At 59.1% G+C, this 21,482-nt stretch carries 20 protein-coding genes and 4 pseudogenes; 14 read left to right on the top strand and 10 right to left on the bottom strand.

Annotated elements, in window-relative coordinates; all coding sequences use genetic code 11:
* Positions 1-307: 307 nt before the first annotated feature.
* Positions 308-439, bottom strand: coding sequence for a hypothetical protein (locus AB7008_RS41125; protein WP_441260646.1), 132 nt, complete (start codon positions 437-439; stop codon positions 308-310).
* A gap of 93 nt (positions 440-532) precedes the next feature.
* On the opposite strand from AB7008_RS41125, the gene AB7008_RS41120 reads away from it, so the two are divergent.
* The 3 genes from AB7008_RS41120 (at position 533) to AB7008_RS41110 (ending at position 1,540) form a co-directional block, all read left to right on the top strand.
* Entirely contained in the window at positions 533-679 is a 147-nt protein-coding gene (locus AB7008_RS41120; protein ID WP_441260645.1) for a hypothetical protein, read from the top strand.
* A gap of 207 nt (positions 680-886) precedes the next feature.
* Positions 887-1,108 (top strand): hypothetical protein, encoded by a 222-nt coding sequence (locus AB7008_RS41115; RefSeq protein WP_441260644.1) that lies wholly within the window; start codon positions 887-889, stop codon positions 1,106-1,108.
* Between the two features lie 12 nt (positions 1,109-1,120).
* Complete coding sequence (locus AB7008_RS41110) at positions 1,121-1,540, top strand: hypothetical protein (RefSeq protein WP_441260643.1); 420 nt, start codon at positions 1,121-1,123, stop codon at positions 1,538-1,540.
* 556 nt (positions 1,541-2,096) lie between these two features.
* Here AB7008_RS41110 and AB7008_RS41105 read toward each other — a convergent pair.
* From AB7008_RS41105 to hspD, 3 genes are read right to left on the bottom strand one after another with little or no spacing between them, the layout of a single operon-like run.
* Positions 2,097-2,255: a hypothetical protein gene (locus AB7008_RS41105; RefSeq protein ID WP_441260642.1), complete on the bottom strand. Its 159-nt coding sequence runs from the start codon at positions 2,253-2,255 to the stop codon at positions 2,097-2,099.
* Positions 2,256-2,265: 10 nt separating this feature from the next.
* Positions 2,266-2,586: a hypothetical protein gene (locus AB7008_RS41100; protein WP_441260641.1), complete on the bottom strand. Its 321-nt coding sequence runs from the start codon at positions 2,584-2,586 to the stop codon at positions 2,266-2,268.
* Positions 2,587-2,646: 60 nt separating this feature from the next.
* Positions 2,647-3,102, bottom strand: a complete 456-nt coding sequence (gene hspD / locus AB7008_RS41095; protein ID WP_441260640.1) for a small heat shock protein HspD — start codon at positions 3,100-3,102, stop codon at positions 2,647-2,649.
* A gap of 307 nt (positions 3,103-3,409) precedes the next feature.
* On the opposite strand from hspD, the pseudogene AB7008_RS41090 reads away from it, so the two are divergent.
* Positions 3,410-3,684 (top strand): annotated as a pseudogene (locus AB7008_RS41090) (3'-5' exonuclease); the annotation flags it as partial.
* Positions 3,685-3,717: 33 nt separating this feature from the next.
* Here AB7008_RS41090 and AB7008_RS41085 read toward each other — a convergent pair.
* Complete coding sequence (locus AB7008_RS41085; RefSeq protein ID WP_441260639.1) at positions 3,718-3,912, bottom strand: DUF3606 domain-containing protein; 195 nt, start codon at positions 3,910-3,912, stop codon at positions 3,718-3,720.
* Positions 3,913-4,020: 108 nt separating this feature from the next.
* Here AB7008_RS41085 and ligD point away from each other — a divergent pair, with 108 nt between their 5' ends.
* Positions 4,021-4,944, top strand: coding sequence for a non-homologous end-joining DNA ligase (gene ligD, locus AB7008_RS41080; RefSeq protein ID WP_441260638.1), 924 nt, complete (start codon positions 4,021-4,023; stop codon positions 4,942-4,944).
* Between the two features lie 368 nt (positions 4,945-5,312).
* Here the strand turns inward: ligD and AB7008_RS41075 are convergent, their stop codons facing one another.
* On the bottom strand, positions 5,313-5,483 hold the full coding sequence (locus AB7008_RS41075; RefSeq protein WP_441260637.1) for a hypothetical protein: 171 nt from the start codon (positions 5,481-5,483) through the stop codon (positions 5,313-5,315).
* A gap of 391 nt (positions 5,484-5,874) precedes the next feature.
* Here AB7008_RS41075 and AB7008_RS41070 point away from each other — a divergent pair, with 391 nt between their 5' ends.
* Entirely contained in the window at positions 5,875-6,882 is a 1,008-nt protein-coding gene (locus AB7008_RS41070; RefSeq protein WP_441260636.1) for a helix-turn-helix domain-containing protein, read from the top strand.
* A 325-nt stretch (positions 6,883-7,207) separates the two neighbouring features.
* Here the strand turns inward: AB7008_RS41070 and AB7008_RS41065 are convergent, their stop codons facing one another.
* The 3 genes from AB7008_RS41065 to AB7008_RS41055 all read right to left on the bottom strand — a co-directional run bounded on the left by AB7008_RS41065 (position 7,208) and on the right by AB7008_RS41055 (position 10,959).
* Positions 7,208-8,917, bottom strand: a complete 1,710-nt coding sequence (locus tag AB7008_RS41065) for an arylsulfatase (RefSeq protein WP_441260635.1) — start codon at positions 8,915-8,917, stop codon at positions 7,208-7,210.
* Positions 8,917-9,903 carry a formylglycine-generating enzyme family protein gene (locus tag AB7008_RS41060; protein ID WP_441261280.1) on the bottom strand — a complete coding sequence of 329 codons (987 nt, stop codon included), beginning with the start codon at positions 9,901-9,903 and terminating at the stop codon, positions 8,917-8,919. Before AB7008_RS41060 ends, AB7008_RS41065 begins: the two co-directional genes overlap by 1 nt.
* Positions 9,904-10,002: 99 nt before the next feature.
* Positions 10,003-10,959, bottom strand: coding sequence for a helix-turn-helix domain-containing protein (locus tag AB7008_RS41055; RefSeq protein WP_441260634.1), 957 nt, complete (start codon positions 10,957-10,959; stop codon positions 10,003-10,005).
* A 168-nt stretch (positions 10,960-11,127) separates the two neighbouring features.
* Between AB7008_RS41055 and AB7008_RS41050 the strand changes: the two are divergent.
* From AB7008_RS41050 to AB7008_RS41040, 3 genes and pseudogenes are all read left to right on the top strand, one after another.
* A pseudogene (locus AB7008_RS41050) lies at positions 11,128-11,490 on the top strand (hypothetical protein).
* Positions 11,487-11,950 (top strand): annotated as a pseudogene (locus AB7008_RS41045) (SOS response-associated peptidase); the annotation flags it as partial. The pseudogenes AB7008_RS41050 and AB7008_RS41045, both read left to right, overlap by 4 nt.
* 331 nt (positions 11,951-12,281) lie before the next feature.
* Positions 12,282-13,178: an ABC transporter substrate-binding protein gene (locus AB7008_RS41040; protein WP_441260633.1), complete on the top strand. Its 897-nt coding sequence runs from the start codon at positions 12,282-12,284 to the stop codon at positions 13,176-13,178.
* Between the two features lie 45 nt (positions 13,179-13,223).
* Here AB7008_RS41040 and AB7008_RS41035 read toward each other — a convergent pair whose 3' ends face one another.
* The gene (locus tag AB7008_RS41035; protein WP_441260632.1) at positions 13,224-14,231 is read right to left on the bottom strand and encodes a helix-turn-helix domain-containing protein; all 1,008 of its coding nucleotides are present in this window, start codon (positions 14,229-14,231) and stop codon (positions 13,224-13,226) included.
* A 425-nt stretch (positions 14,232-14,656) separates the two neighbouring features.
* On the opposite strand from AB7008_RS41035, the gene AB7008_RS41030 reads away from it, so the two are divergent.
* From AB7008_RS41030 to AB7008_RS41010, 5 genes and pseudogenes are all read left to right on the top strand, one after another.
* Complete coding sequence (locus tag AB7008_RS41030) at positions 14,657-15,490, top strand: ABC transporter ATP-binding protein (protein WP_441260631.1); 834 nt, start codon at positions 14,657-14,659, stop codon at positions 15,488-15,490.
* 19 nt (positions 15,491-15,509) lie between these two features.
* The gene (locus AB7008_RS41025; RefSeq protein ID WP_441260630.1) at positions 15,510-16,244 is read left to right on the top strand and encodes an ABC transporter permease; all 735 of its coding nucleotides are present in this window, start codon (positions 15,510-15,512) and stop codon (positions 16,242-16,244) included.
* 959 nt (positions 16,245-17,203) lie between these two features.
* On the top strand, positions 17,204-18,157 hold the full coding sequence (locus AB7008_RS41020; protein ID WP_441260629.1) for a helix-turn-helix domain-containing protein: 954 nt from the start codon (positions 17,204-17,206) through the stop codon (positions 18,155-18,157).
* Between the two features lie 725 nt (positions 18,158-18,882).
* A pseudogene (locus AB7008_RS41015) lies at positions 18,883-19,640 on the top strand (SUMF1/EgtB/PvdO family nonheme iron enzyme).
* A 130-nt stretch (positions 19,641-19,770) separates the two neighbouring features.
* Complete coding sequence (locus tag AB7008_RS41010; protein ID WP_441261279.1) at positions 19,771-21,438, top strand: arylsulfatase; 1,668 nt, start codon at positions 19,771-19,773, stop codon at positions 21,436-21,438.
* Positions 21,439-21,482 lie beyond the last annotated feature (44 nt).

The following is a 21,482-nucleotide window of genomic DNA, read 5'->3' as shown; positions in this document are numbered from 1 at the left end:
TTTGCGCAAGATCATCCATATCGACATGGATGCTCTCTATGCGTCCCTGGAGCAGCGCAACAATCCGGACCTAAGCGGCAAGTGACGGAGGCGTACGATAACGGCAGAACGCTTCCAGGCTTTGGACGCCGATTGAGCTGGTAAGATGAGTTGTGGCCTTGAAAGGAGGGCCGCACATGAGCTCACCATTCAAAGTGATCTGCGCGATCTCGATCAACCTCAACGTCGTGTTGAGCGGGCCACACTGCTATTGAGCCAGTTCCATCCTCAGTCGGCTGCGCACGGGGCCTGGTTTGCTTTGAGAGAATCAGACCGGCATGGTGACGACGATCCGCATGCGCGCGAGCGCGCCTTCGACATCGCCCGTAGCGATCCGCCGCCGGGCGGGCGAGGCGGCCGCCGTCGCGCTCGCAGAGGTCTTGGATTCGATCGGCGACACTGTCCCGCGTGTCCACCCGACGACTAGAAGCAATGGATGCTTCTCGTTGATTCAGGTCAATGGTGTCCTCCGACATCACCTCAAGGTCCCGTCATGACGCGGCCGATTCAGGCTCCTCCCAACGGCGGAAAAGGGATCGAGACGAAGCCGTCACGCACGGAGGAGGCGCGCCGGGTCATCGAGGATTACGCGAAAGATCTGATCGAGCTAATCAAACGGCTTCGCGGCCGCCTTCATTGAGACGCTCGCAAGGTAGCCAGGCAACCTAGGCGACTCCGCCGACTTCCGCTGCGGCGTGGCGACCGATGTACCGCACCACATCCCGTTGCGGCCTACCTAGCCGCTCGTCAGGCGCCTTCCGGCGGATTCTTCCTCCCTTGAAAGTCCGCAGCTTCGGCCGGATACTGGATCGAGGTCCCTTGGCCGCAGCAATACGAGGAGGCGATCATGGCAATTCAGATCGTGATGGACCGTACCGGCGACAACCGTTACCACTTCGACCCGAAGGACGCGCAAGAGGTTGCGAAGGCGGAGCGGCGGTTCCGCGAGCTGACGCATGTCGGCTTTACCGCCGCGGCGCGGACCGGTTCGGGTCAGGTCTCGCAGATCCGATCGTTCGATCCGAGCGCGGAAGAAACCGTGTTCTTTCCCAGGCTGGTCGGCGGCTGATCGGGTGCCGCCATGCTGCGTTTCAGGCCGTCTCGCCTGGGGGAACGCTCGCGCAGGAGGGCCGCAAAAGCCCTCTTCATACGACACGGCATGGAGGAAACCCCGGAAGGCCGATCCCTGCGGCTGCTGCGGCAGTGGCTATCGCCGGCCCAGCGGGCGCAGTTCGCGGAAAAGAGCTACTTCGAGGTCGTCGGCGGCGACACCGGCAAGCGGTACAGGATCTATGCGGGCGCCGCGACGAACGTCTGCGAGATCGATGGCAACGGCCGTCCGACCCTCGGGCTGTGCTTTCTGCCGATGGGCGATCTGCCGATCGGAGACGTCATGCTGTCTCAGAAGATCGCGCTGGAAAGCTCGGAGACCCACGCGCGCGGGGTGGCCAGAAGCTTCGCTCCAGATCGCACTTTCCGGGGAAGCCGGCTGCTTCGCTGAGCTTCGCTTAACGAAAAGCTTTGGCGGCCGCCGCTGAGTTTGTGTAGTCTTGGAAGGCCGCGATCTGCATCCTGCAGAGGCTCGCGAGGGTCGAAGAGAACTCGCCGACCGCGCCGCGCCCCTGTCGCTTGCCTCCAAAAGGCACGGTCTCAACTCGGCAACCGCCAGTCATGCCTCGATCGCACTCTCCCCGCCATGCCGGCGCCATCGCGTTCTCCCGGACCGGAGATCCTTCGAGCGGCGACTTCAGCGACACCAAGCTGATCCGAAAGTTCGGCGACGTGCCGGACGACCTTACCCTATGAAGCTCCACTGGGTCCGAAACGAGATCACGCACATGCGCGGGCAGATACGCGCGCAGGAGCGGGAGATCCGGATGCTTCAGCGGGCAGGCGTCGGGACCGCTTCAGCCGAGTTCCTGCTCGCGCGCATGCGGGCGAAGGTCGACGATCTTTGCCGCGAGCGGGACACTCTCCGGAAATCGGCGTCCGCCTGACGCCCGCCAGCGTCACCTGGACTCCAGATTCCAACTGACGGCGTTGCCTACGCGAGCGCGCTACACGACGGTGGTCCGCGCGCCGCCCGTGTGCAGATGGCGGGCCTGGAGCGGCTTGCTTCTGTCGTTGCGCCAGGCGTCCACGTCCTGCTGCAGCCGGCTCGCCCAGCCGCTTTCAGCCATGGCCAAGCTCGGTCCTGAGGATTGGATTGTTCGCATACCCGCCCCCTCACGCCGCCAGCCGCGACGCCGAGAAGCGGCGCTTCGGTTTGCCTCCGGGCGGATTGTGGGGACCGCCGTCCAGTTCGCAGAGAGCTTCAAGAATGGCGTCGATGCTGACGGGGGCCTTCAGCCCTGCCGGAGCCCGCAGCGCCGGGCAGGAGGCGATGGCCGAAGCGTCGGAAGCCCACGACGCGAGGATGGCGCGCTTTTCGGCCAGCGTGAGGGCGGGATGGGCGACCACGTCCTTGGGATGCTCGAACACCGTGCCCGGATGCAGGATGGCCTGGAAGTCGAAGACGTTGTCGTCGGTCGCGATCGTCGGCCGCATGATTTCCTCCATTTCTAAACGGGAGCCGTGGCGTGCGCCGCGGCTCCCGATTGCGTTCGCTCAGGCCGCCTTGGCTTCGAGCTGGTGGAGGTTGTCCGGCGCGGCGCCGTTGATGGCGATACGGCGGGGCTTCATGGCCTCCGGGATCTCGCGAACCAGTTCGATCTTGAGCAGGCCGTTGTCGAACGTCGCGCTCTTGACCTGGACATAGTCGGCCAGGTTGAACTGCCGCTTGAAGGGACGGTTCGAGATGCCGCGATAGAGATACTCGCGCTCGGCCTTCTCGGGCTTGCTGCCCTCGATCGTGACGACGTTGTGCTCGGCCGTCACCGAGATCTCCTCGGGCGAGAAGCCGGCGACCGCGAGCGAGATCTGGTAGCGATCATCGCCGAGCCGTTCGATGTTGTAGGGGGGATAGTTGTCCTCGGCGGCCCGCTGGGCGGATTCCGCGAGGTCGAAAAGGCGGTCGAAGCCGATGGTCGAACGCCAGAGCGGTGAAAAGTCGTAGCTGCGCATAGCCAGATCCTCCAAGGAGCAAAATGGTTACGAACGGCACCGGACACGACCGGTGCCCGTCTGGGACCCCGGGCCCAAGAGGCACCCGGAGACCACCCTGCGGTGGCGACTGAAAAATTAGAAAAACCGGTTTTGGTTTCAAGAGCGGGATCGAAAATTTTTGCGGGGACCGCCCCCCAGTATCGACAGGATGTAATGCGGCTGCGAGGTTAGGCCGAGGAAGCCTTGACTCGCCGGGCGCCGGCATAACTCAACTACACCTCTCAGCTTTCTGCGGGGTTGCGTCATGGAGCAGGAACGACAACCGGCGCCCCGGTTCGCGCTCCTGCTCAAGACCGCGCGGAAGAAAACGGTGCGGATCTGGGCGGAGCAGTCGCCGTTCGAGTTGAAGGATTCGTTGAAACGGCGAGGCTATCGCTGGAGCGACGGCACGGATGGCCGCCCCAAGTCTGGTACGTCGGCGTGGGCGAGTGCGCCGTCGACGACGAACTCGCATTCCTGAAGGCGGAGATCTACCTGCGCGACGTCGAGCCGCGTCTGCAGACGCTGACCGCCTTCACTCGCTTCTCCAACCGGAACTGACGCGGCAGCCGGGAAGTGGCCGCCACCTGGGCGTCAGCGCCCGAGACGCTTCTCGACCCGCTTGCGGGAATTGCCGACTTTCTTGACCGCTTTCTTGACGGCGGACGCGGACCGGCCGGTCTTCTTCGCCTCATAGCCGACTTCGTAATTCTGACCGCCGGCGACGCGCGCCCGGTCCTGCTTGCGTCCTCTCGCGGTCTTCTTGGTCGCCTTCTTCGCTGCAGCCATCGCTTTCTCCTCGAAGTGTTTGAGACAGTGAAACGCCGCGAAGGATTCGCCGGTTCCGGAACGATTCCGTCTGTGCCACTTTGAATCACCGTTGCGTGGAGTTTGTCCGTGGCTTTTGAGCGTCAGAAGCCGGCCGCCGACCTTGGCGAGAAGGCACCATTTCCGGATTTCGTGGAACCGGCCTTGGCATCCTCGATCGAGAAGGTGCCATCCGGGTCCCGATGGATTCACGAAATCAAGTTCGACGGCTACCGCGTGCAGGTCCACCTCCACAACGAGGCGGTCAAGGTCTTCACCCGGCGCGGCCACGACTGGACGCACCGGTTCAAGAAGGTCGCGCACGACGCCTGGCACATCAAGGCGAGCTCCGCGGTCGTCGACGGCGAGATCGTCGTGCCGGCCGCCGACGGCACGACCGACTTCTCGGTCCTGCAGAACGAGCTCAAGGGCAAGTCCACCAGCATCGTGTTGGTCGCATTCGATCTCCTTTACCTGAACGGTCGCAACCTGCGGAAACTGCCGCTCTTCCAGCGCAAGGCCGAACTCAAGAAGATCATCACCGGCGCCGAGATCCAGTTCAGCGAGAGCTTCGAGATCGAAGGCCGCGAGATGTTCGCCCACGCCTGCAAGCTCGGGCTGGAAGGCGTCGTCTCGAAGGTCCGCGACTCGACCTACCCCAAGGGGCGCAGCAACGACTGGGTGAAGAAGACTTGCGCGCAGCGCGAGACGCTGACCATCGCCGGCTTCGCGCTGGACGGCGCCAAGTGGGACGGACTCTATGTCGGCCGGCGAAAGGGTGCCGATCTGGTCTACGCTGGCAAGGTCGACCACGGCTTCGACAAGATCTCGGCCGCGGAGCTTCGGAGGCGGCTGGAGCCGCTCGTCCGCAAGACGCAACCCTACTCGAAGCGGATCGCCCACAAAGGCATCTGGGTCGAGCCGAAGCTGCTTGCCGAAGTGGAGTATCGGACAAAATCGGCCGAGGGGAAGGTGCGCCATCCCTTCTTTAAGGGACTGCGGGAGGACCTTTAAGAGCAGGAGCTTTGCCGAGGCTAGTCCTACGTCGATGTCGGCTTCGGCTCCCGTGAACGGACATCACGCACCACGGACGCCATGTCCATTTCGTGCCGATTTTGTTGCAAAAGTCGAAAATCGAAACAACCCTAAAAATCTCGCGGATGTTGATCTTTAGACCTCTCTGCTGCTGCGTCGCTTTTCAGCGCCACTACGGAGGTTGGTGATCGATTTTGGATCAACCGATATGGTCCCTCACATCGCCGCGCGCAAAACGCACCAGTGGCTCTAAGAATTTTCTTTCGACACCCCAAAAAGACTTTTGTAACAAAATCTACCAACAGCCGACATCAGGAATAGCGCGTCCTTAGGGCGGTTTGGACATGTCAGTTCACTTTACGAAGAACCATTCTTTTCATGCCGGCAAGGAGGCGGTAGCCCTCCGCCAGTTGCAACAGGTTCTCCCTCTCCGATCCGTGCGGCAAGCGAGTAGCATCTACATGCAGTGCTTTCGCTAGTTCGTCGCATTGGTCTGCGGTCAAGCGTTCCTGCTGCATCACGGCCCTCAGGCAATCGATTTGGTCGATTCCCAAATAATGTAGGCCCGAGGCGTTCCCGGATGGTTTTTGTCCCGCCGGAGCAGTCTGATACACTCACGTCACGGAAGCTATACATATGCGGCAAGCTCTTCCAAATTCTCATATTGCTGCCGTTTTTGCATAGTCCTCGCCGGTTTTGTCCCCGAGGATATCCAACTAATTTGAGCTGCTGCCACGGCGCTAATTATGGGCGACTTAATGCCCGCTATTGCCCCTTGGGCCAACGGACGACCAGATTTGACCTTGGTGAAATCACCCCAGTTTGCTGGCGCTAAGGCGCGAAAGACGACCGAAAATTCGCTCTGACAATCTCCACCAACAACGGACTTTTCTGGCTAGGGAGACCGGAATGCCCTGGAGTAAAGTGGTTACCTTTACCGATCCGTTTCCATGCCAAGCGGCTCTTCAATCCACCAGCCAAGCGGAAATCCTTCCCACCACGCGGGGAAGCTTTCGGATCGAAGCGACGCAACTCGGCATGAATAAGTTGCGGATGCAGCGTTTCGAGGTGGCTCTACCGCAGATAACCACGTTAATGGTAGCGCCGGACCGTAAGTCTATCGGCTTCCTCATCGAAGGAAACTCATCGAACTTGCAACACCGCGGCCTTGAGGTCACACCAAACGACGTTCTCGTTTACGGTTACGACGTGCTGCACCAACGATCCGCGCCCAACTTTCGGTTCGGGACAATGTCTCTGCCAAAGGCGGATTTCCCTGTCTTGTGCGAAACGCTCATCGGTCGAGAATTTTTGGAAAAACCCCGGACCGCGAAGCTTCGTCCCGATCCCGCACTCATGACGCGACTGCTAACGCTGCACAAGATTGTAGGACAGCTTGCCCACGACACGCCCGATCTATTGGAGCAGCCGGAAGTGCGGCGGTCACTGGAAGAGCGGCTAATTCACGTCATGGTGCGGTGCCTTGCCGAAGGCGTTGGCGTGCAGACCGCCAGCGGCCATCGCCATGACGCAGTCATCGCGAGGTTCGAGGAATTTTTGGAGTCAAATCGCGACCGCCCCCTTTATCTCACTGAAATCTGTTCGGCCGTCGGCGTTGCTGAGCGAACCCTTCGCGCCTGCTGTGAAGTGCATCTGGGCATGGGACCAATCCGGTTTCTCACCTTGCGCCGAATGCACCTCGTGCGGCGCGCGCTCTTGGGCGCAGAGCCATCTAAGTCAACCGTTACCAGCATCTTGACCGATCACGGCTTTTGGGAGTTCGGGCGCTTTTCCGTCGCCTACCGCACGCTGTTCGGCGAAACACCTTCAGAGACATTGCGGCGTCCCTCCGAACATTCAGGCGTCGACCTCAACCGACCGTTATCCCTTTCAGCAATTGGATTTCAGGCCGCCTGAATTTGCCTTTTGAGCACAGTCACTTTGATGATGGGACCTCGTTCGAGGACTCCATCCGGGCCAGCAGTCTCAACTGACTGCATCAACAGGCAGTGCTGCGGCTGATCAACGGAGATCGCGGCGTCTTAGCAGAGCAAGCATGGGCCCGGTCGCAGATTCACAGTCTTGTTGATTGGCTGCCATCGAACTAGCCTCTTTCGCGGCCTGAAGACGCGCCAGGATGTCAAGGCTCTCGTCGCCAAAGTTTGCTGCAGATGCAGCTTGCCGACGGGCGCCCCGGTTCGGGAGCGCCCGTCATGAAGATCAGTCAAATCCCCTGGCGCGCCTACTTAGCCATTGAAGCCTGGGCTGCCGCGATTTTGGCCTTCACGGCATCGAGATTGAAACTCGCGCCCTTTTGCATCGGCGGAAACTCGATCGCCGTCATCGCCAGCTTTTCCACCTGCTGCTGAACAAACACAAAGCGCCAGAATTCGTATTTGAACCAGTCGAAGTATTGTTGCGCGCCTTCTTTCGTCCCACTATCGGGCCAGCCCGTGCGCTCGAACGGATCGAGGCGAAGGTTGGTCAGGTACGGCACGTCAGCCTTGGTTTTTTCGCCAAGCCAGCCTCTAGGCTGGTCGATGAAGCGATACTTGAAGTCGTCGATGCGCACGGCACCGAGTTCGCTCTCTCCGAAGTAAAAGATTTCGTGCCGGTTCGACGGCCCCTTGCCGGTAATCATGTCCATCTGGTTATAGCCGTCCAGATAGCACTTATAGGTCGTGTCACCGATCTGTTTGCCCTTCTTCAGCTCCTCCGCAATGTTCGGGTTGCCGGCGGCCGCCAGCAAGGTCGGAAACCAGTCCAGACCGGAAATGATGCCGTTCTCGACCTTGCCGGCCGGCACCTTGCCCGGCCAACGGATCATGCAGGGCACGCGGAAGCCACCTTCCATGACGGTGCCTTTGCTCTGCGCAAAAGGCGTCTGTCCGCCATCAGGCCAGGTGAAGACCTCGGTGCCGTTGTCGGTGGTGAAAACCACGATGGTGTTGTCGTCGACGCCCATGTCCTTGAGTTTCTGCATCACGATGCCGACGTCGTCATCGAGCTGCGCCATGCCGGCCTCATGGATGGTCCAGCCGTTCTTGGAGTTGCGCAGCGCCTCGTACTTGGGCGAGAGGTGGGTGACGATGTGCATCCGCGTCGGATTGAGCCACAGGAAGAACGGCTTGTTGTCGGCCTTGGCCTTGTCGATGAACTTGAGCGCCAAGTCACGGATTTCGTCGTCCACCGTTTCCATTCGCTTGGGATAGAGCGTTCCGGCATCCTCGATTCTCTGCTTGCCAACCTTGCCCCAGCGCGGATCCACGGTGGCGTCGTCGACATTGGTCGCATACGAATGGACCATGTTGCGCGGACCGACGGTATTCAGAAGTTCCTGCGGATACCCCGGATGTGCCGGATCTTCCATCGCGTCGAGGTGATAGAGGTAGCCGAAGAACTCGTCGAAGCCGTGCACCGTCGGCAGAAATTCGTTCTTGTCTCCAAGGTGGTTCTTGCCGAACTGGCCGGTGGCGTAGCCCATTCCCTTAAGCGCCGTGGCAATGGTTACCGCCTGCGCGGGTATGCCGATGGGCGCGCCAGCCTGGCCGACGGTGGTCATGCCGGTGCGGATCGGAAGCTCGCCGGTGATGAAGTTGGCGCGGCCCGCCGTGCAACTCGCCTCGGCGTAGTAATCGGTGAAAAGCATACCCTCAGCGGCGAGCTTGTCGAGGTTCGGCGTCCGCCCGGCCATCAGGCCACGGTGGTAGGCGCCGATATTCCACATGCCGATGTCGTCGCCCATGATGACGACAATGTTCGGCCTTTGCCCGGTGGTGGCTGGTGCCGTTGCCGGCTGTTGCGCCTGCCCGGGACTTGTCAGTCCAACGGCCGAGAGTGCCGAGGCGGCGACCAGAGAGCTGCCACTCAACAGGAGGTCGCGGCGTTTCAATCCTGCGCTGGTCGGCTCGCTGCTGGTCTCGGATTGCTCTGGACCCTTGCCCTTGCTCATCACGCGATCCTCTTCCTGGTAATGCACCTGAAACCGACATGGCTTGCTGAGGTGTCGATCGGCTCGGCATGACGCGCGGCCGGACGATAGCGGCGGCAGTAGTTGGGAGCGCAAAGATGCGAGCCGCCTTTAAGCACCTTGCGTGGAATCCTGATCTTCGGCTGACGAGAATCGTAGCTCGCGGCCTCCGGCCCGCCGCGAGGATTTTGCGGAATGCAGCAAGCCTTCGGCGCATCGGCGTCATGCTTCTGCGAATACCAATCGGCCGTCCATTCCCAGACATTCCCAATCATGTCGTGAAGGCCGTAGCCATTGGCCGGGAATGCGGTGACGGGCGAAGTGCGCGGAAAGCCGTCAGTCGCGAGGTTCTCGTGCGGAAAATTACCCTGCCAGGTGTTCGCCATATGTTTGCCACCAGGCGTTTGCTCGTCGCCCCAGGCGAATTCCGCGCCGTCCAATCCGCCGCGAGCGGCGAATTCCCACTCGGCCTCGGTCGGCAATTCCTTGCCGGCCCATTTGGCATAGGCTTCGGCGTCCCGGTAGGCGACGTGGACGACAGGGTGGTCATCAAGTCCGCTGATGTTGCTACGCGGGCCGTAAGGACGACGCCAATTAGCGCCGAATTTGAACGTCCACCATTGTCCCCAGTTGCGCAGGTCCACAGCTTGCTTGGGCGGCGTGAAGACGAGCGAACCGGCCTTGAGCATGTGAGGCAGCGCACCCGGATAGTCCTTCGCTTCGGGCGCAATTTCGGCAAAGGTGACATAGCCGGTCGAATTGACGAACTCGCGGAACTGGCGATTAGTGACCGACGTGCGGTCCATCCAGAACTCGTTCACACTAACGCGGTGGACAGGTGCTTCCTCCGGATAATGCCGATCCGAACCCATGCGATAGATGCCGCCTGGTACGTATATCATCCCGTCATCTGGCAAATGCTCGAACGATTGTCGGCGGCCAGACGATTTCGCATCAGCGAGATCCATCACAAACTCCTGGCCGCCCACCAAGCGGCCTGCGTTGCTTCATTCGTCACATTGCTCGAATAGCTGTTCGCCCGCTATGCGATTTCGGCAAAAATGGTGTCACGCCAATTCGGTCGGGCCGCGCCGCAGCGTGGCCGAGGGCATTTCCCCGAAGATGGTGCGGTAGGTCACGGCGAAGCGCCCAGGCTCCAGGAATTGATGGATTCGGGCAATCTCTGCGACGCTCGCCGTTGCCGGGTCGGCACGCCTCAAGGCCGACCGCGCCATGTTCAATCGTCGCAGCAAAAGGTACCGGGTAGGACTCATGCCCAGGAATTCGGCGCAGCACGCTCGCAACGTTCGTTCCGGCACGCCGATAGCCGAGCAAAGCGCGGGCATGTTCAGCTGCGGGCTACCATGCGCGGTCAACGCATCCTCGAACCGAACCATGATGTCGGTGTGGCGCCGCCTCGTTTTCAGATTGCCGTCGGCATCGTCGGCCGTCAGGCAATTGACAAGCGCGTGAAGCAACTCCTGTTCGAGTGCTCGCGCGACTTCCGGATTCGCGATTAATTTATGTCTGGTTTCGGCGAGACGACAGGCCCTTGAATAAAGCCGCAACAACCGAACTGCGGCAGTCCGCGACGGTCGCAGCACCCGGCCGGAAGTCGGCGAAGTTATCTTCAGTCCGGTCAGGGCCTTACCGCAGGCGGCGAGCTGCTCGGGCGGCAACGATATAAGGCCCCATTGGCTTTCTCCATTGGTCCGCTGATGCATTCGCTCACCGCGGCTGTGAAACACCACGTCGCCGAACTGCAAGCCAAATCCGCCATACGTTAAGGACGGACCTGTCCTCGCTGGAAACGAAACAAACGTCCGCGCCGGCGATAACGCGATATAGGCGATGCGCGGTAGATTTTCGCAACCACGAAACACACGGAGACGGCGCAGGTTCAACCACGTCAGGCGCGCATTGAAACCTCCGCCGCCGGTGACGATGAGATTGACACTCGCGTCTTCAATACCGGCTTGGTAGTCGTCCGGATCGACAAACGTGGCTGTGCCGTTCTCCGCCATCCGCTCCATCTCATTGGACACGCGACGCCATTGCGAACTGCAATCGCTAACCCCGCAGGATGGGGAACCGGCTCCGACTTCACTATGCAACTTCGGAAGCTGACAAATTATTGGGGTGATACATTGTGCCGCATTGGCCCGCGGGGATGCCGCCCTCGCTCGCGCACGATGACGACGATTCTCGCCGGCCAGTCTGCCGAAGCCCGCGCCAAGGGCGAGGCTCTCATCCGTCAGGCCGACAAGCTGCTGTGCGAAAGCTCGAACGAACGGATGTGGAGCGTCGGCGAGCCGATCGATCCGTCGCCGACCATCGACCAGGCGGTCCACGGCGCTTTTTCCGTGGCTGGAGATCCAGTGCTCCCGCTGCAAGACGTCGAGCGACGTCGATCTCGCTGCCATGAAGCATCCGCCGACTACTTTCGTGCACGACCTCGCCGGCCGGCTGCGCTGCCGCAAATGCGCCAAGGCGGGCCGGCGGCGACTCTGCTACAACTGGCAGGGCAGCCGCGTCACTCCCGAACCGAACCTTGAACGATGTGCAACCTAGCGCGCTGTTCCGCGTGGTCAACCGCTACATCGGCAATCTTGCGCCGATGCCCGGAGTCTTTCCCGACTATTTGGCGCCGATCATCCGGAACGGAGCCGAGGGCAGGGAGCTCGCCACCGCGCGGTGGGGCATGCCGTCGTCGCAGCACGCTTTGATGGAAGCGACCAAGAAGCGCGCAGGAAAGCTTGAGGCCAAGGGCAAGCCGGTCGACTTCAAGCAGTTGCTCCGGATGGAGCCTGACGGCGGAACGACAAACATCCGCAACGTGAGCAGCAAGCACTGGACGAGGTGGTTGGGTCCGGAGCACCGCTGCGTGGTGCCGTTCAACAGCTTCAGGAGTTCAACAAGGCCGAGGGCGGCGACATCTGGTTCGCGCTCGACGAGACCCGCCCGCTTGCGTGCTTCGCGGGCATCTGGGCCAACTGGACGTCGGTCAGGAAGGTTAGCCACACGGCGGAAAGGCTGCTCAGGAGCATGCGTAGAGATGGTCATTTCGTCTCACTACCGCCCGTCCTTTTGAAGGCGCATGCCCACAAGTGTCATATTCTTGGCCATTATCCACGCCTATGCTCAACTGCCGATTGCATGCTAAATAGACGCTTGTGGTTCGCAACTGCTGCCGGCGCTCGAAATTCCGCCGCAAGCTGCTTTGAAAGATAGATTTCAGCCAATGCGAATTGCATTAACAGTCATTCTGATTTTTAGCACACTTTTGTCAGTCCCCGCGTCTGCACAACCAGCGCGGACAAAGGTCAGAATTCAGGACTACCCCGGCATGGGAAATATGCTGTTTCGGATTGCAGCCTCAAAGGGCTTTTGCGAAAAATACGGGATAACCTGCGAACTTAAGATCATCGCCTCGGGTCCTTTGGGAGCCTCAGCTCTCCTCTCGAGGAGTATCGATGTCGGTTTCTTTCCGGCCGAAGTGCAAATCAGCGCCATGATCGCTGGCGCAAAACTCAAGGCGATCCTAAGCGGTGCGAGACTTAATCCGTTCGCGATTATCGTTCGCAACGAGATCGAAATACCCGCTGCAGGCAAGCGGTTTCCGGATGTTATGGCCGACCTCAAGGGAAGAAAAATAGGCGTTCCAGCCCGAGGAGGAAGTGCGGAGCTTCAGTTTGGACTGCTTGCGAAGAAGGCTGGTTTAGCGCCGACGGACTTTACATACGTAGCCGTAGGCGCACCGAGCACCTCTTATGGCGCACTAATCTCCAAACAAATCGATGCCAGCATGGCATATGAGCCCTCCGGCTCACTCTGCGAGGTTCTCCGGACCTGCACCGTACTGTTCAATCTCAGCGAGGCCAGTGAGCCACCTGAGATTGCCCGCACCAACGGAGGCGTGACGAACTCGGTGGTGACAGAAGAGATGGCTGAAGAAAAGCCGCAAGTGGTCGACGCGCTGATTGCAGCGGCTCGCGATGCTGAAAGCTTCGTCCAGGATCCCGCGAATTTTGACGAAGCGCTCCGAATAGCGAAATCGTTCTTCAGGTTTGATCTCCCCCAAGGAGACGAAATCATGGAATTATCGTTTAGGCGGATCCTTCCTACCCTCAGAATTCCCATTGACCGATCGGCCCTCAATCAAATCGCGGAGAACATGCTAACAATGAGGCAGATTGATGCTCCGTTTGACACCGCGCGGCTGGTTCATACCAAGGCTCCCTGAAACTCGCATTCGCTTCCTGACCGGATGGTCGGAATTGTTGGTACTCTATCTGGTTTTGAACCGCATCATGCCCTCAAGTGATGAGGGGCGGTCGGTGACGCCTCGGATATCATCGGGCTGTCTGCTTAGGGTGACCGAAGGCGTCTCACCAAAGAGAGTCCGATAGGCTACTGCGAAGCGACCCAACTCCCAGAAACCATGGTCAGTCGCTATTTGCGTCACCGTTGCGGTTGAAGATGTCGCGCGCACCAGCGCGCGGCGAACCAGATGCATTCTTCTTAAAGTGAGATAACGGATAGGTCCTATTCCAAGGTGCTGTTCGCAGGCAGCCCGGAGAGTTCGCTCGGCCGAACCGACGGCTGCGCAAACTTCAGCCAGATACAGAGGCGTGTTTGGATTTGCTTCCAGGAACTCTTCGAAGCGCGCCACGATAATTTCGGTGTGAAGAGTACCCTTGCTCAGCGTCGAAACGTCGCCTTCCGTCAAACATCTGACCAACGCATGAATTAGCTGCTGCTCAAGTGCGCGGGCGACCTCCGGCATTTCGAGCAGTTCGGGTGTATTCTTGGCAATCTCTCCGGTCATCTCATGCAGCCTCAGAAGTCGGCCCATGAGCTGTGGGTCCGGTCGAACGAAGTGCTTACTTCGCTCTGTATCGAAGTTGCGACCGACAATTACTTGACACGCCGCAACCAGGTCTTCCGGGGTGAGGGAAACGGATCCAAGGCGATAGTCTCCCGCCGTTACTGCATGTTGCACGTCGAAGTCGTCTGCAATCAATTCACCACGCTCGAATAGCCTGCCGCAGTGATATACCTCGGGCTGCTCTTCGGTGAGAAAGCTGAAGATTCTGCGACCGCGCTTTATCGAACCCTTGTGAACGCGTGGCAAATTTTCGCTGAGGCGCTGCATCCATAGCTTGTTCAACGTCGCTTGCGTGAGCTCAGCCCGAAACTCTCCCTTGCCGGTGGGAATTATTTCAATCTCGGCAGCGCGAATGGCGGTCTGAAATTGGAACGGATCGGCAAAGGTCAGTGTTCTAGCGAAAGCCACTTTCGGTCTCCAATCACGCGGCGTCTTTTGCGTGCGATAAGTTGGAATATCCCTCGTCGTTGGAAGCAAGGGCCGGAAAGGACCGACAAAGCTCTTTAAACACCTGCTAGAATTTATCAGAACTACGCACTTCGCAAGTGAGTTAAACATCCAAAGACCACCAGGTTTGCGGAAGCTGGAGGTAAGTGAACGCGGGAACGATCAGGCCCATTTAGTGCGCGAAACGGCAAGAAGCGTCATAATATTGAAATATTTGAGATATGCGGGAGAACGCCTGCTGGTCTTGTTTGGCGGCGCAACCAAAGCTACCATGTAGTGGCCTGAGCGAGAAGCTCGTCCAAGTCGGTTAACGGCCACTCATCTGGCCGCACTCTAAGGGAACGTGAACACTGGTTCACGCCACGGCGCCTCAGCAGGGATCGGGAATGGATGCGCTGCTTCTGAATGCCTCGTTGCCGGAGAGCTGCGAGGAAATGTGCCCTGCAATCAAACTGCAAGATCTGAAGGTTCAGTTTGAGACTGCGACCGCCCATGCGGTGCTTGCGCTCGACGGTGTATCGTTGGTCGTGTCCCCGGGCGAGTTCGTGTCCATCGTTGGCCCAAGCGGTTGCGGCAAGACCACCATTCTGAATTTTCTTGCGGGAATTGCGTCCGCGCGACTTTCGGGTGAGATCAGTGTGTTTGGTAAAGATCCGGTCGCTGGAAATCCCGATATTGCCTACATGCTGGCGCGTGACAGTTTGCTGCCGTGGCGCACAACGCTGAGCAACGCCGCCTATGGAATGGAGCTTCGCAATATCGCCAGGAAGGAGCGGGAGGAGCGCGCAGCCGACTTGCTGCGGCGGGTCGGGCTCGGCGAATTCGTTCACCGATATCCAAAGGCACTTTCGCACGGAATGCGCCAACGTTGCGCACTGGCGCGGACATTTGCGCTTGAGAGTCGAATTCTGCTCATGGATGAACCGTTCGGTGCGCTGGATGCTCAGACCAAACTTCAACTCGAGGATCTGCTGCTGGAGCTTTGGTCGGGGGAGCAGAGAACGGTGTTGTTTGTGACCCACGATCTCGCCGAGGCGGTGGCGTTGTCGGATCGAGTAATTGTTCTGGGCCCGCGGCCGGGCCGGATCATCGCAGAGGTTGTGATTGATCTGCCGCGGCCGCGAAGCGTACGTGCCCTGCAAGAGCATTCTCACTTCCACAGGCTTTGCGCGAGGCTTTGGGGGTTACTCGAACAGGAGACGAAGAGCCATGTTAATTAGACGTGGAAGACCGCCTCGCGTGTTAGGTCACGCCCTTTTCGTCATAATTGTTTTTTTAATCTGGGAGCTGGCCGCCGCCAGGGGACCTCTTGAACCGACCTTCTTTGGTCGCCCATCAGGTATCGCTCGTTATCTCTATAAGGGCTTCGTCACCGAGGGTCAGCTCTGGCTGGAGCTAGGCTATACAGTACTTGGCGCAGGTATTTCATTTGTCGGCGGTAGCCTATGCGCCATAGCTGTCGGACTGGTCTTTGTAAAATTTCCGCGAATACATCGCGCAACAGAGCCCTATACCACCCTTCTGAATGCCATGCCCAGGATCGCGCTGGTTCCGCTGTTTCTGTTGTGGTTCGGGCTCGGCATCGGCTCGAAGATCGCCGTTGGCTTCAGTCTTACCTTTTTTATCGTGCTGTCGGCCACAATTGCCGGAATGCGAAGCGTGGATCGTGACCACCTTCTTTTGTCGCGAGCACTTGGCGCGACTCCGAGTCAGATATTCTTCAAGGTGATGCTTCCGTCCGCGGTACCCGTCATTTTCTCAGGCGTACGGCTCGGCTTGATTTTTGCTTTGCTCGGTGTCGTCGGCGCGGAATTGATCGCTGCCGAACATGGCTTGGGCCAGACTGTGGCTTATCTTCAGGCTACGTTCAACGTGGATGGCGTGATGGCAATCCTAATACTGCTCTCCCTTCTGGGCCTTGGAGCGTCGAGCCTCATGAGCAGGCTGGAGCGAAATCTGCTCGCCTGGCAGTAGTCTCATGCTAGAGCTTGTGAATACCTTACCGAACTCGCGCCGGCGACCGTGGCGAACAGCGCTAACCGCCCGCAGCGATGACTGATTTGCCGCATCAGACTAACTGTAGACCTTGAAGTTCACGTATCCTGCATTCGCTGAAGGGGAAAACGCCGCCAGACTGTGATCCTCCCTCGGAAAGCTGGGGATCTGAAGCCGTCGAGAAGGTGCTGCAACCGATATGATCGGATACTTTCCGGTTCATGTTCAACTTCCTACGAAGGCTGATTTTAGAAAATGCGCGGCTTTGAATCCTCTGAACCCTGTAGTCAGCGTTCCCATTAACGTCGCGGCCGACCGGCGCGATAGTGCTCGTTAGCCGATTCCCGGTTGGCTGCGGAAGACGGGCTTTGCGAATATATAGGTCGGATTAGCAGGAGGAGATCGGGTCGCGCTCAAGTCGGCATCGAAGCTGACGTTGACGGTCGGGCCCGAAATTGCCGGTTTTGGAGCTCTCGTGTCACAGCCACGGAGTCGTCGGCTGCAACATTAGTGCGATAATAGACCGGTCCTATCGACGAACTCGGCGCCGCCTGCGGAAACAGAAGGGAGACTGCTAATCTGCATGGTTGGCCAGAACAAAGCGCCGCCATTGTCGATGCGCGGTGGTCTCAGCGCTGACGCAACAGAAACGCAGATCCCTCGACTGGCGGCGACACGGTCCCATTCGAGCGCCCCGCCCAGGGTTCGCGTCCTATTGAGGCTAACTATAGCTTTCATAGAGGCTATGCGGAAACGGCAAAAAGTCCCGACTCGCACGCCTGTGATGGGTTCTAGCAAGATGAAAGGGCACCTCCCCAAGCAAAAGACCTCCGAAACACCCTAAGTTCCGAAGTTGCATAGCGTGATGTCGGTCAATGCCTCATCCTGCGCTTCGGGCTGTCGCCGTTCGCGATGGCGATACGCTTGAGGTGACCTGGATGAGCAGGCAGGGCACAGCCGCGTTTGACCGTCCTACAGACTTCGGTGCGGCAATTGAGACTGCGAAGGTCGACCTCTTCGTTACCGCAGGGGGCGACTTCAGCGGTCGATTGACGTGGTTGAGCTTGGGCCAGTTGAACGTCCTTCGTGCCCAGGAAAATCTGCCGCGTATTGGCTTTATCGCGTTGCCGCCGAAGCAGGCCATCATCTCGTTTCCGGTGGGCCGATGGTCGTCCCTCGCCTATTGTGGATCCTGCGTGCATTTCGGCAATATCGTATTCCATGGGGTTGCTGAGCGCATGCATCAAAGGACGAATGATGCAACCATTTGGGGGTTGATCTCGCTCCCGTTCGAGCTCCTCGCCACTTACAGTAAGGCCTTGACGGGGCAAAGTATCACGCAGCCACCGAGGGGCCGAGTCATCCGCCCTGCGCGCGATACAGCAAAGGCGTTGCTTGGACTATGTTCAAAGGCCTGGCGACTTGCCGAAACGAGGCGAGAACTGATCGCAAAGCCGGAGGTGGCCCGTGCGCTCGAACATGAGTTTCTTCGAGTGCTAATCGGTTGCCTGGCGACTGGTGATGTCGACGATCCGAAACGGAGACAACGTCATACCGATATCATGGTCCGATTTGAAAAAGCTTTGGCGTCGCAAAGTGCGCCTCACCTCAACCTGTCGGAACTGTGCAACGCAATTGGCGTGCCGGAGCGCACCTTGCGACTGTGCTGCACTGAAGTTCTAGGCATGGGCCCAGCCCGGTATTACCGGCTGCGTCGGCTGAACATGGCCCGATCGGCTTTGCAACGCGCTAACCCCGAGACGGCAAGTGTGGCGGCAATCGCGCGAGAGCATCACTTTCTGGAGCTCGGACGTTTCGCCGTCGCTTACCGTACCCTATTCGGGGAAATGCCATCGGCAACGCTGCGACGCAATCGAACCAGTACTCATTGATTGAGAATGCTTCTGCCGAAAATGCACAGCGACGCGCGGCAACCTAGATCGACGCATCTATCGCGGGAAAAGATGATCTGTATTGCCAGAGATCCCCACCGTTCATAAGCAGCGGATGCGTCGTGGAAGCCCAAGGGCGAAGCTTCGTAAGAAGTACAAAGACATGGCCTTTTCGATTCCGTGGGTTCGCAACTAGCCGTTCAGTTGCCAAGTAAGGTCGACATGAGAGCAACCCTTGAGTTTCTCTGGTGTCAGTACGTAAAAAAGTCGCGCCAGCGACGACAAGAGGGCACTCCGACAATTGGCAAGCCAGTGGTCCAGTTTTCTCTGACGCGACAAGACCGAGTGAATTTCCACCTGAAAGTGTCTTGGAAAGCCAAGTTGCGGCAGTCCTTGACTGTCTGGAAATGAAAAATCGGGTCCGCTGATGGGACCAACTACCGATCCTCCGGCTCGCGCTATTTCTACTTAATTTCCATCGAATGGCACGGGGAGACATTCCGTCGAGTGACTGTGGTCGATAGCACCACTTTATCGAAATCGTCGATTGCCTTGATCGATACCGGAACGTGAAATTTCGATGAAAATCGTTGTGTGCCGAAACTGCATAGGCGTGCACGGTCATCCACGATAGATGTCGAGACCGTTAGATCATGAATGCAGCAATGGCACACATCATGCTCGAACTTCAAAGGCTCCACACGCATTCGCCGGAATCCGCCGACATGATTTGGATCCCCGGACGCACATTTCGCATGGGGTCAGACAAGCACTATCCGGAGGAAGCACCGGCCCATCGCGTTACGGTAGATGGCTTCTGGATGGACCGTCATCCCGTAACGAACCGGCAGTTCGAGGAGTTCGTGAGGGCCACGGACCATGTCACCGTCGCTGAGATCGTACCTGATCCAAACGATTATCCCGGAATCCTGCCGCACATGGTCTATGCGGGCTCGCTGATGTTCTCGCCCCCTCAGCACGAGATCAGAATGCGCGACTTCAGCCAGTGGTGGACGTTCGCCAAGGGCGCAGACTGGCGGCATCCGTATGGGCCGAAGAGCAACATCGGCGGCCTGTACGATCATCCCGTCGTGCATGTGGCCTTCAGCGGTGCGCTTACCTACGCAAAATGGGCTGGCAAGGATTTGCCAACCGAAGCGGAATGGGAATTAGCAGCGCGTGGCGGGCTCGAGGAGGCAGATTGCATGGGGCGATGGGGACGGTCGACTGGTATTCGCCAAAGCATCCGGCGGATGCTGCGAAGGCCTGCTGCATTCCGGAAAACCCGCGCGGCGGCCGCGAGGCCGACAGCTACGACCCAAGTACGACCAACGTGAAGATTCCACGAAAGGTCATCAAAGGCGGTTCGCATTTATGTGCGCCGAACTACTGCCGACGTTACCGGCCGGCAGCCCGTCATGCGGAGCCGGTAGATACATCCACCAGTCATCTGGGCTTTCGGTGCATCAGGCGAGGAGCCTGACACATCACAATAGGGAGAGCGAACCATGTTAGATTCCTCATTCGCCAATGAACCGCCCGCAGCGCCGCCGGGCAAGCGACTTGGTCGGCTCAAGCGATCATGCGCCGCCCTCTTGAGCGCATCGATGCTGATGTCGGCATCCGCACCGTTCAGCACGCCGGCGGCTGCACAACAGTCGGCCCAGAAGCCCAACATCCTGTTCATCATGGGCGATGACATAGGCTGGATGCAGCCGAGCATCTATCATCAAGGGCTGATGGTCGGGGAGACGCCCAACATCGACCGCATCGGCAATGAAGGTGCCAAGTTCATGCATTATTACGCCGAGCAGAGCTGCACTGCCGGGCGTACGGCCTTCCTCACCGGCATGCAGCCGGTCCGCGTAGGGATGGTCCTGCCCGAACTTCCCGGCAGCCCATCCTATATACGGCCCGGGACTCCGACACTTGCCAAATTCCTGCTCGATCTCGGCTACAATACCGGCGAGTTCGGCAAGAATCACCTGGGCGACCATGCCGACTCGCTGCCGACGGCGCACGGTTTCCAGGAATTCTGGGGCTACCTCTACCACCTCGATGCGATGCAAGGGGTCAGCTTCCCGGACATCAACAAGACGGCGAGCCAGCAGACCCTCGCGCCGCCTTGCAAGAACACACCGGTCCCCGGTCTGACGGAGGTTCCCGGCGCCGTAGATCCCAAAACCACGGTATGCCTAACGCCGCCTCGTCCGATGCTGGCGTGTACTTCTGCCGACGGCACTGGGGCTAAACAAACGTGCAAGGACGAGGGACCACTAACCCTCGATCGATCAAAGACGATAGACGAGGAAATCTCGGCCAAGGTCGTCGACTTTCTTGACCGAAACGACCCCAAGAAGACCAACAAGCCGTTCTTCGCCTGGTACAACCCCGCGCGCATGCACATCACGACCATGCTGCCAGACAAATATCAGGCCATGGTGGGCGAGCCTGGCGGCAAGGACTGGGGCGTCAACGAAGCCGGCATGAAGCAGATGGACGACAACATCGGCGTCGTGCTGAAGAAGCTCGAAGACATGGGGCAGCTCAACAACACGATCGTCGTATTCACCACCGACAACGGCGCGGAGACAATCACCTTCCCGGACGGCGGCGTCACACCGTTCAAGGGCGGCAAGCTTAGCACCTGGGAAGGCGGCATGCGTGCCCCGATGGTGATCCGCTGGCCGGGCGTCATCAAGCCGGGTACGGTCAAGAACGAAATGTTTGCCTCCCTCGACTGGGTCCCGACTCTCGTCGAGATCGCCGGCGGGCCCAAGGGCGACGCATTGAAGCAACGTGTCGAGGCCGGCTATCCCGGGCTCGTCAAGACCACGCTCGATGGCGTCAACCAGATTGACTATCTGAGCGGCAAGTCCGAAAAGTCGGCGCGCGACCACTTCCTGTATTATTCCGGCAAGGAACCGTCAGCAGTCCGCTATAAGAACTGGAAGATGTACTTCGCGATGGTATCCGACGCACCCGCGGGCTTCATTAACGGTGTCCAGCCCTATCACTGGACCCAGGTCGTCAACATCAAACGAGATCCGTTTGAGACCTCGATTGGTACGCAGGCGAAGACGCTGTTCGGTATGGGAGGGGCGATTGCATCTCCCTCTACCGCCTACGTCTATGACTGGAACATGCTGCCTATCGGGCAGCAGCTCTGGCTGATGCACCTCGAGACTTTCGTCAAATTCCCTGCTCTGCAGGACCCGGCCAGCTACAACCTGGAACAGGTCATGCAGCAAATTAAAGAAATGAAGGCGGGCCGCGACTAGACCCGACAAGACCGAATCGGCGGGCGCCATTTTCGACGCCCGCC

Source organism: Bradyrhizobium sp. 521_C7_N1_3 (assembly GCF_052075975.1).
GTDB classification, from domain to species: Bacteria; Pseudomonadota; Alphaproteobacteria; order Rhizobiales; family Xanthobacteraceae; genus Bradyrhizobium; species Bradyrhizobium japonicum.
The sequence above is the reverse complement of the archived record's forward strand: the minus strand, read 5'-3'. Positions and strand labels throughout refer to the sequence as shown.

Excerpts from the sequence above, each read along its gene's own strand:
- AB7008_RS41075 (WP_441260637.1), bottom strand. The coding sequence starts at position 5,483 with ATGCAGCAGGAACGCTTGACCGCAGACCAATGCGACGAACTAGCGAAA.
- AB7008_RS41040 (WP_441260633.1), top strand. The coding sequence starts at position 12,282 with ATGGGAAATATGCTGTTTCGGATTGCAGCCTCAAAGGGCTTTTGCGAA.
- AB7008_RS41115 (WP_441260644.1), top strand. The coding sequence starts at position 887 with ATGGCAATTCAGATCGTGATGGACCGTACCGGCGACAACCGTTACCAC.
- AB7008_RS41070 (WP_441260636.1), top strand. The coding sequence starts at position 5,875 with ATGCCCTGGAGTAAAGTGGTTACCTTTACCGATCCGTTTCCATGCCAA.
- AB7008_RS41010 (WP_441261279.1), top strand. The coding sequence starts at position 19,771 with ATGTCGGCATCCGCACCGTTCAGCACGCCGGCGGCTGCACAACAGTCG.
- AB7008_RS41085 (WP_441260639.1), bottom strand. The coding sequence starts at position 3,912 with ATGGCTGCAGCGAAGAAGGCGACCAAGAAGACCGCGAGAGGACGCAAG.
- AB7008_RS41055 (WP_441260634.1), bottom strand. The coding sequence starts at position 10,959 with ATGGCGGAGAACGGCACAGCCACGTTTGTCGATCCGGACGACTACCAA.
- AB7008_RS41020 (WP_441260629.1), top strand. The coding sequence starts at position 17,204 with ATGAGCAGGCAGGGCACAGCCGCGTTTGACCGTCCTACAGACTTCGGT.
- AB7008_RS41120 (WP_441260645.1), top strand. The coding sequence starts at position 533 with ATGACGCGGCCGATTCAGGCTCCTCCCAACGGCGGAAAAGGGATCGAG.
- AB7008_RS41100 (WP_441260641.1), bottom strand. The coding sequence starts at position 2,586 with ATGCGGCCGACGATCGCGACCGACGACAACGTCTTCGACTTCCAGGCC.
- AB7008_RS41060 (WP_441261280.1), bottom strand. The coding sequence starts at position 9,903 with ATGGATCTCGCTGATGCGAAATCGTCTGGCCGCCGACAATCGTTCGAG.
- AB7008_RS41105 (WP_441260642.1), bottom strand. The coding sequence starts at position 2,255 with ATGCGAACAATCCAATCCTCAGGACCGAGCTTGGCCATGGCTGAAAGC.
- hspD (WP_441260640.1), bottom strand. The coding sequence starts at position 3,102 with ATGCGCAGCTACGACTTTTCACCGCTCTGGCGTTCGACCATCGGCTTC.
- AB7008_RS41065 (WP_441260635.1), bottom strand. The coding sequence starts at position 8,917 with ATGAGCAAGGGCAAGGGTCCAGAGCAATCCGAGACCAGCAGCGAGCCG.
- AB7008_RS41110 (WP_441260643.1), top strand. The coding sequence starts at position 1,121 with ATGCTGCGTTTCAGGCCGTCTCGCCTGGGGGAACGCTCGCGCAGGAGG.
- AB7008_RS41030 (WP_441260631.1), top strand. The coding sequence starts at position 14,657 with ATGGATGCGCTGCTTCTGAATGCCTCGTTGCCGGAGAGCTGCGAGGAA.